The 10,079-nt window shown below is 71.2% G+C and carries 10 protein-coding genes; 8 read left to right on the top strand and 2 right to left on the bottom strand.

Annotated features, from left to right (window positions below; all coding sequences use genetic code 11):
• The 8 genes from VAE46_RS06880 to VAE46_RS06845 all read left to right on the top strand — a co-directional run.
• Window positions 1–509: enoyl-CoA hydratase-related protein (locus tag VAE46_RS06880; RefSeq protein ID WP_322796182.1), on the top strand; the 509-nt coding region annotated here is incomplete at its 5' end.
• Complete coding sequence (locus VAE46_RS06875; RefSeq protein ID WP_322796181.1) at window positions 506–1,633, top strand: mandelate racemase/muconate lactonizing enzyme family protein; 1,128 nt, start codon at window positions 506–508, stop codon at window positions 1,631–1,633. The genes VAE46_RS06880 and VAE46_RS06875, both read left to right, overlap by 4 nt.
• Window positions 1,630–3,081, top strand: coding sequence for an o-succinylbenzoate--CoA ligase (menE, locus tag VAE46_RS06870; RefSeq protein ID WP_322796180.1), 1,452 nt, complete (start codon window positions 1,630–1,632; stop codon window positions 3,079–3,081). Before VAE46_RS06875 ends, menE begins: the two co-directional genes overlap by 4 nt.
• 21 nt (window positions 3,082–3,102) lie before the next feature.
• The gene (locus tag VAE46_RS06865) at window positions 3,103–4,038 is read left to right on the top strand and encodes a TIGR03560 family F420-dependent LLM class oxidoreductase (RefSeq protein WP_322796179.1); all 936 of its coding nucleotides are present in this window, start codon (window positions 3,103–3,105) and stop codon (window positions 4,036–4,038) included.
• Window positions 4,039–4,074: 36 nt separating this feature from the next.
• The gene (locus VAE46_RS06860) at window positions 4,075–5,229 is read left to right on the top strand and encodes a 1-deoxy-D-xylulose-5-phosphate reductoisomerase (RefSeq protein WP_322796178.1); all 1,155 of its coding nucleotides are present in this window, start codon (window positions 4,075–4,077) and stop codon (window positions 5,227–5,229) included.
• Entirely contained in the window at window positions 5,229–6,413 is a 1,185-nt protein-coding gene (locus VAE46_RS06855; RefSeq protein ID WP_322796177.1) for a M50 family metallopeptidase, read from the top strand. Before VAE46_RS06860 ends, VAE46_RS06855 begins: the two co-directional genes overlap by 1 nt.
• A 1-nt stretch (window position 6,414) precedes the next feature.
• Window positions 6,415–6,717 (top strand): hypothetical protein, encoded by a 303-nt coding sequence (locus VAE46_RS06850; RefSeq protein ID WP_322796176.1) that lies wholly within the window; start codon window positions 6,415–6,417, stop codon window positions 6,715–6,717.
• Entirely contained in the window at window positions 6,714–7,634 is a 921-nt protein-coding gene (locus VAE46_RS06845; protein ID WP_322796175.1) for a sugar phosphate isomerase/epimerase, read from the top strand. Before VAE46_RS06850 ends, VAE46_RS06845 begins: the two co-directional genes overlap by 4 nt.
• On the opposite strand, the gene nadC is transcribed toward VAE46_RS06845, so the two are convergent.
• Together nadC and VAE46_RS06835 are read right to left on the bottom strand one after the other, a co-directional pair.
• A complete protein-coding gene (gene nadC, locus VAE46_RS06840; RefSeq protein WP_322796174.1) occupies window positions 7,631–8,494 on the bottom strand; it encodes a carboxylating nicotinate-nucleotide diphosphorylase in 864 nt (287 codons plus the stop codon). The genes VAE46_RS06845 and nadC overlap by 4 nt on opposite strands.
• Entirely contained in the window at window positions 8,487–10,037 is a 1,551-nt protein-coding gene (locus VAE46_RS06835) for an L-aspartate oxidase (RefSeq protein ID WP_322796173.1), read from the bottom strand. The genes nadC and VAE46_RS06835 overlap by 8 nt, the downstream gene beginning before the upstream one ends.
• Between the last annotated feature and the right edge of the window lie 42 nt (window positions 10,038–10,079).

Below are 10,079 nucleotides of genomic sequence, written 5' to 3'. Positions count from 1 at the left end.
AGCCCGTCATCGCACTCGTGGCCGGCTGGGCCATCGGCGGCGGCCACGTCCTGCACGTGATCTGCGACCTCACCATCGCGGCCGAGAACGCCCGCTTCGGCCAGACCGGCCCGAAGGTCGGCAGCTTCGATGGCGGCTTCGGCGCGATTCAGCTCGCCCGCAACGTCGGGCAGAAGAAGGCGCGCGAAATCTGGTACCTCTGCCGCCAGTACGACGCGCAGGAAGCGCTCCAGATGGGCCTCGTCAATGCCGTCGTTCCGCTCGAAGAGCTCGAAGCCGAAGGCGTTCGCTGGGCGAAGCAGATCCTTCGCATGAGCCCGCTGGCCATCCGCATGCTCAAGTCGGCGTTCAACGCGGAACTCGACGGCATGGTCGGCATCACCGAGCTCGCCCACAACGCGAACATGCTCTTCTACATGACCGACGAGGCAAAGGAGGGCCGCAACGCCTTCCTCGAGAAGCGCGAGCCCGCCTACTCCGACTTTGCGAAGTACCCCCGCCGGCCGTGACCCGCATCACTGGCGCCGCCATTCGCCCCTATCGGCTGCGGCTGCGCGCGCCCCACGCCGATGCCCGCGGCGAATTCGGCACCCGCGACGGCGCCATCCTCGCCGTCGACACGCCCGCGGGCCCCGGCCTCGGCGACTGTGCGCCGCTTCCCGGCCTCTCCGCACCGCTCGCGGACTGCCTCGACCAACTGGCGCCCGCGGCGCAGCGGCTCGTCGGCCTGGCCCTCGACGAGGCCTGGGAGTGGTGCCGATTCGAACTGCCCCGGCTCGACTTCCCCGGGCCTGCCCGGGCAGCGCTCGAGGGCGCCGTGACGATGCCCCGCGCGCGTCAGCTCGGCCAGCCGCCGGGCGCTCTCCTGCTCCCCGGCCGCCCGCGCCGACCGGCCGTCCCGGTGAACGCCCTCGTCGACCGCCCCGACCCGGGCGAAGCGCTCGAGCAGGCCCGGGCTGCGCTCGCTGCGGGCTTCGCCGTGCTCAAAGTCAAAGTGGGCGCCGACCCTGACCGTGACCGCGCGCTTCTGCGGACGCTTCGCACGCAGCTCGGGTCCGACTGGGAACTCCGCCTCGATGCCAACGGCGCCTGGACGCCGCAAACCGCGGCCGACCTGCTCCCCGACCTCCGCGCCGCGGGCGTTGCGCTCATCGAGCAGCCATTTGCCCCCGCCGGCGGCGCAGAACTCCCCTGGATGGCCGAATTCCGCCGCGAGTCGGGGATCGCCGTCGCCCTTGACGAATCGTGCGACGCGCCTGCTGCTGCCGCCGCAGCCATCGCCGCCAGCGCCTGCGATGCCCTCGTGGTCAAGCCCTCGCTCGTTGGACTGCTCGCCGCGGCCGAAATCGTGGCCATCGCCGGTGATGCCGGGCTGCCCTGCATCGTCACGGGCGCCTTCGAATCCGGCGTCGGGCTGACCGCGGCGATGGAGCTCGCCGCCTGCCTGCACGACCCCCTGGCGGCATGCGGGCTCTCCACGGGTCTCGCCGTGCTCGATGACCCCGCTTCGGGCGTTCCGCTCCCGTCCCGGGGCTGGCTCGCAATCTCCGCCGGCGGTATCTGGCCGGCCATGGCGACCGTGGCAGCCGCTGGCGGTTCTCCTCCCGAGCACGTCCCGGGGGGCGTCGGGTGACCGTCCCGCCCTTCGATTGGCTGGCTCACCGGGCCTTCGTCCTCCCGGGTCACCCGGCGCTCGAATCCGACGGGCGGGTCTGGACCTTCCGAGAGCTGGACGCGCTCGCCTCTGCCGTGTCGGCCACCCTCGCCGCCGGCGGCGTCGCCCCGGGCGACCGGGTGGCCATCCTCGCCGGGAATGACCCCGCCTACGCCGCCGCCCTCTTCGGCATCGCCCGCGCCGGCGCGGTGGCGGTCCCGCTTAACTGGCGGCTCTCGGTGCCGGAGCTATCGTGGCAGGTCGACCGGGTTGGTACCCGCCTCCTGCTGCACGATGACCTCCACGCCCGCGCTGCGGCCGAGGTGGCGGCTGCCTGCGGTATCCCACCGGTATCGCTGGCGGACGCACTCGACGGGCAACCAGGGCCTGCTCCCGGCATCTGGAGCGGCGATTTTGTGCTCATGTTTACCTCGGGCACCACGGGCCGACCAAAAGCGGCACGTCTCACGTTCGAAAACTTTCTCGCCAGCGCCGTGGCGTCCGCCTTCAACATCGGCATCAGCCCCCACGACCGCTGGCTGGCCTGCATGCCGCTCTGCCATGTCGGCGGCCTCTCAATCTTCACCCGTTCGCTCCTCCAGGGTACTACCGTTGTGCTCCACCGCGGCTTCGACCCCGCCGCGGTCAACGGTGCCCTCCGGGCGGAGGCGGTCACGCTGCTCTCGGTCGTGCCCACCATGCTGCAGCGCATGCTCGAGGCCGACCCCGACCCCTACCCGCCAACCGTTCGCGCCGTGCTGGTCGGCGGCGGGCCCGTCAGCCGCGAGCTTCTTGAGCAGGCGGCGGCCCGCGGCCTGCCGGTCCTCCAGACCTACGGGCTAACGGAAGCGACGAGCCAGGTCACCACGCTTGTGCCCGCGGATGCGCTCGGGCACCTCGGCTCCGCCGGCAAGCCGCTCTTCGGGACCCAGGTCCGCATCGATGCGCCCCCCGGCGAAGCAGGCGAAATCCTCGTCGCCGGCCCGACTGTCTTTGCCGGCTACTTCGATGACCCCTCGGCCACCGCGCGCGCACTGCGTGACGGCTGGCTCCACACCGGCGACATCGGCCGCCTCGACAGCGACGGCTTCCTCTACGTGCTTGATAGGCGTGACGACCTCATCGTCTCCGGGGGCGAAAACGTCTACCCCGCCGAGGTCGAAGCGGCGCTCGAGGCCCACCCGGGGGTGCGTGAGGCGGCGGTGGTCGGCGTGCCCGACCCCCGCTGGGGGCAGGTGGTCGCCGCGGCGCTCGTTCTTGAGCCGGGGGCGACCCTCGAAGAGTCCGAACTGGAGGCGTGGCTGCGGCCGCGGCTGGCCGGCTACAAGCTTCCCCGGCGCTGGCTGGTGCTCGACGCGCTTCCCCGAACCACGAGCGGCAAGCTCCAGCGCCGGCTGGTCCGCGACCGCTTCGCAGACGGGGCGTAGAATCCCCGCCCGGGGCGCTGCATGAACTTCGGACTGCACATCGGCCAGCAGAACATCACCATCGACGAACTGCGCCGGCTCTGGTACTGGGCGGACACCGCCGGCTTCGACTGGGTCGACGTCTGGGACCACTTCTACGAAGCCCCGCCCGTCGACGGCAACGGCTCCTGCTTCGAGGCGACCACCTGCATGGCCGCAATGGCCTGCGAAACCCGCAACGTCCGGGTGGGCGTGCTGGTGCTCGGCATGGGCTACCGCCATCCCGCGGTGCTCGCCAACGCGCTCGCCACCATCGACCACCTCAGCGGCGGGCGCCTCGAGATCGGTCTCGGCGCGGGCTGGCACGAACCCGAGTACCGCGCCTACGGCATCCCGTTCCCGCCCATTCGCGAACGGCTCGATATGCTCGAAGAGGGCGCGCAGCTGATTCGGATGCTCCTCACACGCGACCGCTCCGACTTCGCCGGGCGCTACTACCGCCTCGAGAACGCGGCCTGCAACCCGAAGCCGCTCCAGCCGGCGCCGCGCATCTGGATCGGCGGCAACGGCGAGAAACGAACCCTCCGCATCGCTGCCCGCTACGCCGACGGCTGGAATACGCCGTACACTTCGCCGGCCGAATTCGCCCGCCTTTCTGGCGTGCTCGATGGCTGGTGCGAGCGCGAGGGCCGGGACCCTGCCTCCATCGAACGGACCGTGAACCTGAGCTTCCACCTCGCCGCTTCGCCCGCCCACCTAGAGCGAGCCGAGGCCCAGTATCGCGAGACCTGGGGCCCGGCCGCCGAAGCCATGCGCTCCCGGGGCGTTGTGCTGGGCCTCCCGCAGCAGGCCATCGATCTCGTCGGGCAGTACCGCGAGGCCGGCGCCGCCCGCGTCAACATCGCCATCCGCCCGCCCGTCGATTGGGACGCCCTCGAGGCCTGGACATCGGAGGTTATCCCCGCTTTTCGCCGCTGACTGGCTGACGCCCGCGCCCGGGCGTACGATCGCTGTGTGAGCGCCGTCCGCTCTGTCGCCATCCTCGGCTCGACCGGCTCCATCGGGCGGCAGGCGCTCGACGTCATCGCCCGCGCGCCCGACCGGTTCAGCGTCGCGGCCCTCGCCGGCGGTTCGAACACCGACCTCCTCGCGGCCCAGGTCGCCGGGTTCCGCCCCCGCTACGCCGCGTCCGCAGCCACCGACCCGGACCTTGCGAGCGCGATGGAGACCGCCCGGTGCCTGGCCCTCCCGCCCGAGGAGATCGCGGTCCAGCCCGACGTCGACATCGTCCTCGTCGCCACCGCCGGCGCCGCGGGCCTCCTCCCGACCCTCGCCGCCCTTCGCGCCGGCAAGCCGGTCGCCATCGCGAACAAGGAAGTCCTGGTCATGGCCGGTCACCTCGTCCGGGAAGCGGCTGAAGTGGGGGGCGGCGAGCTCCGCCCCGTCGATAGCGAGCATTCCGCCATCTGGCAATGCCTCTGGGGCGAAGAAGGGCACGCCATCCGCCGCATCCTGCTGACGGCCAGCGGCGGCGCCTTCCGCGACCTCACCCGCGAGCAGCTCGCCTCCGTGACCCCCGAGCAGGCCCTGCGGCATCCCACCTGGAACATGGGCCGGAAAATCACCGTCGATTCCGCGACCCTCATGAACAAGGGCATGGAGACGATCGAGGCGATATGGCTGTTCGATGTCCCCATGTCCGCGGTCGAAGTCGTCCTCCACCGCGAGTCGATCGTGCACAGCCTCGTTGAATTCAGCGACGGCAGCGTCAAAGCCCAGCTCGGCGTCCCCGATATGCGCCTTCCCATCCAGCTGGCGCTGAGCTACCCCGAGCGGATGCCCGAGCCCCCCATGCCGCTGCTCGACCTCGCCTCCGTCGGTACCCTCCACTTCACCCGGCCCGACCTGGAGCGCTTCCCCTGCCTCCGGCTGGCGATGGAGGCCGGCGCGCGGGGAGGCACCGCGCCGGCGGTCATGGCCGCCGCGGATGAGGTCGCGGTCGAACGCTTCCTCCGCGGCGAAATCGGCTTCCTCGATATCCCCGCGCTCATCGAGGCCGTGCTCGAACGCCACGACCCGCTTCCCTCGCCCTCGCTCGAAGATGTCCTCGCCGCCGACGCCGAGGCGCGCCGCCTCGCCGCTGCCGCCGCTCCCGGGGTGCATGCCTGATGTTCCTCGCCTTCGACCCCCTCGCTGTGCTTCAGGCCGCCGTGCCGTTCCTGGCGATGCTCGTGGTGCTCGTCGTCATCCACGAATTCGGCCACTTCCTCGCCGCCAAGGCGTTCGGCATCAAAGTGCTCGAATTCGGCATCGGCTTCCCGCCCCGCGCATGGACCTTCCTCCGCCGCGGTGAAACCGAGTACACCCTCAACTGGCTCCCCATCGGCGGGTTCGTCCGCCTGCTGGGCGAAGAGGACCCGAGCGACCCCCGCAGCCTCGCCGCGCAAGCCGCCTGGAAGCGGCTCGTGGTCATGTCCGCCGGCGTGGTGATGAACCTGGTGACCGCCGTCGTCCTGCTGGCGGTTGGCTTCATGGTCCCACGCGAACGTGCGCTCACCATGGTCCAGGTCGTCGAAGTGGCGCCCGGCTCGCCCGCCGCCGAGGCCCGCATCGAGGGCACGATGCGCGATGGGTCGACCCCCGCCCAGGGGCTGCAGCCCGGCGACCTGGTCCTCGAGGTCGAAGGGAAGGAGGTCCGCAACCCGTCGGAGCTCGTCTATGCCAACCGCCTGAATCTCGGCGAAACCCAGCGCTGGTTGATCAACCGCGCAGGCTCGACCCTCACCGCCTACGTCTACGCCCGCTGGGACCCGCCGCCCGGCCAGGGGCCGACCGGCATCCGCATCGGCGCGCCGTCCGTTTGCTCGTACGACGCCGACGGCAATCCGACGAACTGCCAGCTCCTCTACCCGTACTCCGAGAAGGTCTGGGACTGGCCCTGGGTCGCCTTCCCGAAGGCCGTCGCCTCCCTGGGCGAGACGTTCCGGCTGACGGTCAACGAGATTCGTGTGCTCGTGGCGGGCTCGTCCGGCGCGTCGCTCTCGCAGGGGCAGCCCGCGTTCACCGGCCCGGTCGGCATCGCCGAGACCACCGGCAACATCATCGATGAGCAGGGCTGGCGCCCGCTGATCGAACTGGCCGCCCTCCTCAGCCTGAACCTTGCCATCTTCAATGCCCTCCCCATCCCGATGCTCGATGGCGGCCGCATGCTTTTCGTGGTCATCGAAATCCTCCGCGGCGGCCGGCGCATCGCGCCCGAGAAGGAGGCACTCGTTCACTTCATGGGCTTTGCGCTGCTGCTCTTCGGCGTGCTCGTCGTTACCTACTTCGATATCGCGCGGCTGCTGAGCTGAGATGTTTACGGCGATCTTCGTCAGTCTCTACCTGGCCGCCTGGCTGGTCCTCGGCTTCCTGCCCTGGCTGGGCTGGAGCGTGGCCACCCGCGGCCGTGCAGGGCTGATCAATCTCCCGCTCTGCCTCTTCGCGGCGGTGGTCGCGGGACTGGCGGTGCCGCTCCTCGGCGCCACCGGCGGAACCGGGCTGCTCGCCAGCATGGCCGCTGCGTTCTTCGCCCCCCTCGGCCTGCTCGCTGCCCGTCACTGGGCGGCGGCCGGGCTTCGCCGGCCGGCTCCCGCCCCGGAGCGTGCCTCGCGATGAAGCAGCTGGCGCTCTCCACCATGTTCGCCCAGCAGGAGCGCTTCGCCGACGGTGTCTCCCTGGCCCGCTTCGCCCTCGAAGCCGGCTACGACGCCATCGAAATCAGCCACTCCACGCCCGAGCCTGCGCTGGCCGCAATCGCCGAAGCAGGCATCCTGCCAGTCGCCTCGGTGCACCAGCCGGCCCCCTACCGCCGGCTTGCGAACGGCCGCGGCAACAGCAGCCTCAATCTCGCCAGCCCCGACGAGGACGAGCGCCGCGCAGCGGTGGAGGAAGCAGCCCGTTCCATCGAGTGGGCGGCCCGCCTCGGTGCCCGCCGCGTCGTCGTCCACCTCGGGCACGTGGGGCCATCGCCGGACCAGTTCGAGGAGGAGCTCGCCCTCCGGCGCGCTTACGATGCCGGCGAGCGTACCGGCGCGCGGGTCGAGGCCCTGCGCGTGCAGCTCATTCGCCGGCGGGCCGAACTGGCGGGTCCGTACGTCGAAGCTGCGCGCCGCTCCCTCGTCGATCTGGTCCGGCTGGCTGCGCCCCGCGGCATCGCGATTGGCATCGAAAACCGGTACCACTACCACGAGATCCCGCACCCGGCCGAGTACGAGCTCATCCTCGATGGCTTCGACCCTTCGGAGGCCGGCTACTGGCACGATGTCGGCCACGCCGAAGTGCTGGGACGCCTGGGCCTCATCGACCGGCACGAGTGGCTAAATCGGTGGACCTCCCGCTGTATCGGGGCGCACCTGCACGATGTGCTCGGCATCGGTGACCACCGCTCTCCCGGCGACGGCGACGTCGACTGGTCGTATGTGGTCGACGGCGTGGGACACCTCTCGCACCTGACGCTCGAGATTAACCAGCACCAGCCCGACGACCGGGTCCGCTCGGCGATCGGGTTCCTTGCTGGCATCGGCCTGCGCTAAAACTCCAGCTCGAGGCTGATATCGAGCGCCCGTGCGCTGTGCGTGAGCGCCCCGACGGAGATGGCATCGACGCCCGTCTCCGCGATTGCCCGCACCGTCTCCAGCGTCACGCCGCCCGAGGCCTCGAGCTTCGCGCGCCCCGCGACCACCCGGACCGCTTCCCGCATCGCCTCGAGCGGCATGTTATCCAGCAGGATCCACTCCGGGTTCGCGGCCAGCGCGGCCTCGAGCTGTTCCAGCCGATCAACCTCGATTTCGACCGCGACCCCCGGCCGCGCCGCGCGGATAGCCGCCGCCCCGTCTGCAAGCGTCCTCCCCTCCCGCGCGAGCGCCTCGCGATGGTTGTCCTTGATCATCGCCATCGCCGCAAGGTCGCGGCGGTGGTTGGTTCCGCCGCCGCAGCGCACCGCGTACTTCTCGAAATCCCGCAGCCCCGGGGTCGTCTTCCGGGTGTCGAGGATGACCGCCCCCGTGCCAGCCACCGCGTCCACGAAGAGGCGCGTCAGTGTCGCCGTCCCCGACATGCGCTGAAGGAAGTTCAGCGCCACCCGTTCCGCCTGCAGGATGGCGCGCACCGGCCCCTCGACGGTCGCAAGCCGCTGCCCCCGCGAAACCCGTTCGCCGTCGCTCGCCAGCGGAGTGAGCCGGCAACCCGCGTCCACGATGCGGAAGGCAGCAGCGGCCACCCCGAGCCCCGTGAGCACGCCGTCCGATTTCGCCAGGAGCGTCGCCCTGCCCGCCAGCCCGGGCTCGACGGTCGCCAGGGTCGTCACGTCGTCGAATGCGCGGTCCTCCTCCAGCGCGGCGCGCACCGCCCGCAGGACCAGCTCCTCCGGCAATCCTCCGATCACGTCACTCACCACGCACGAACACCTGCCGGCGGCGCCACTGCCGATCGTCGGTCTCCGGGTAGTCGCTGCGGTAGTGACCGCCCCGGCTCTCCGTGCGCCGCAGCGCTGCCTCCAGCATCAGGCTGGCCATGAGGGTCATCTGCCGGCGCTCGAAATCGACCCGGGTCGTGGCGGTCTCCGGGGCCGCTGGCCACCCTGCAACAGCGGCGAGCCCGCGCGCCAGCCCGGCGGCGTCTCGCTCGATCCCCGCGCACTCCCACATCATCCGCTGCAGCTCCCCATGCGCGGGCGTCGCCGTCCCCGGCAGGCCGAGGGCTTCGCGGTCGGGCGTCGGGGCAGCCGCGCCCCCGCGGCCGCCTGCGATGTGCTCCACCACGCGCTTGCCAAAAACCACCGTCTCCATGAGCGAGTTGCTGGCCAGCCGGTTGGCGCCGTGGACCCCGGTGCAGGCGCACTCGCCGCAGGCGTACAGCCTGGCGATGGTCGTCCGCCCCCAGGTATCGGTGCGAACGCCGCCCATCAGGTAGTGCGCCGCCGGGGCGACGGGAATCGGCTGCGTCCGCATGTCGATACCGACGCCCATGCAGTGCGCGAAGATCGCCGGGAAGCGCGCCGCCAGGTCCACCGACTTCAGCCCCGTGCAATCCAGCAGCACGTGGTCTGCACCTTCGCGCCGCATCTCCTTCACGATGGCCCGGGCCACCACATCGCGCGGCGCGAGGTCCGCGAGCGGGTGGTAGCGCGGCATGAACGCCTCGCCCGCCAGGTTGCGGAGCACGGCGCCCTCCCCGCGCACCGCTTCCGAAATGAGAAACGTCGGCACCCCGGGGAGCCGCAGCGCGGTCGGGTGAAACTGGTAGAACTCGATGTCCGCAATCTCTGCCCCGGCTTCGAACGCGAGCGCCACCCCGTCGCCGGTTGCTACCTCGGGATTCGTGGTGTGCGAAAAGAGCTGGCCGGCGCCCCCGGTCGCGATGACGACGGCATCGCCCCGGTACTGCTCACGTTGCCCATCCTCGAGCGCGACCGCTTCCACGCCGGTGGCGATGCCCCGTTCGACGACAATCCGCGTGACCAGGGTGTGGTCGAGCACCGTGATCGCCGGGTCCTGCACCGCCCGCGAGAGCGCTGTCTCGATCTCGGCCCCGGTGCGGTCGCCGCCTGCGTGGAGCACCCGCGCGCGGCTATGCGCGGCCTCCCGCCCGAGCGCGACCTCGCCGCCAAGCGAATCGAACGAGACCCCGTAGGCCACCAGGTCCCGGATGCGCGCCGGCGCTTCGAAGCACAGGATGCGCGCCGCCTCCTCGTCGACCAGGCCGGCTCCCGCGGCGATCGTGTCCGCCAGGTGCTGCTCGGGCGAATCCAGCGGCCCGACCGCGGCCGCGATCCCGCCCTGCGCCCAGCGGGTGTTGCAGTCATCGATGCTGCCCTTGGTGAGGACGAGCACCGGCCCGAGGTGCCGCGCCTCGAGCGCCACGAACAACCCCGAGATGCCGCTCCCGATGACGATCACGGCGTACTGGCGCTCCTGCAGGGCATCCCGGGCAGCCATCCGGCTTAGTGTAGAAGCAACACGAAGTGGCGACCAACACGA

Origin of the sequence: Tepidiforma sp., assembly GCF_034433535.1 — a bacterium.
GTDB lineage: Bacteria > Chloroflexota > Dehalococcoidia > Tepidiformales > Tepidiformaceae > Tepidiforma.
This window is presented reverse-complemented; position numbering and strand designations above follow the sequence as displayed.

Coding starts and splice junctions, on each gene's coding strand:
- VAE46_RS06865 (WP_322796179.1), top strand. CDS start 3,103: ATGAACTTCGGACTGCACATCGGCCAGCAGAACATCACCATCGACGAA.
- VAE46_RS06855 (WP_322796177.1), top strand. CDS start 5,229: ATGTTCCTCGCCTTCGACCCCCTCGCTGTGCTTCAGGCCGCCGTGCCG.
- VAE46_RS06850 (WP_322796176.1), top strand. CDS start 6,415: ATGTTTACGGCGATCTTCGTCAGTCTCTACCTGGCCGCCTGGCTGGTC.
- VAE46_RS06845 (WP_322796175.1), top strand. CDS start 6,714: ATGAAGCAGCTGGCGCTCTCCACCATGTTCGCCCAGCAGGAGCGCTTC.
- VAE46_RS06835 (WP_322796173.1), bottom strand. CDS start 10,037: ATGGCTGCCCGGGATGCCCTGCAGGAGCGCCAGTACGCCGTGATCGTC.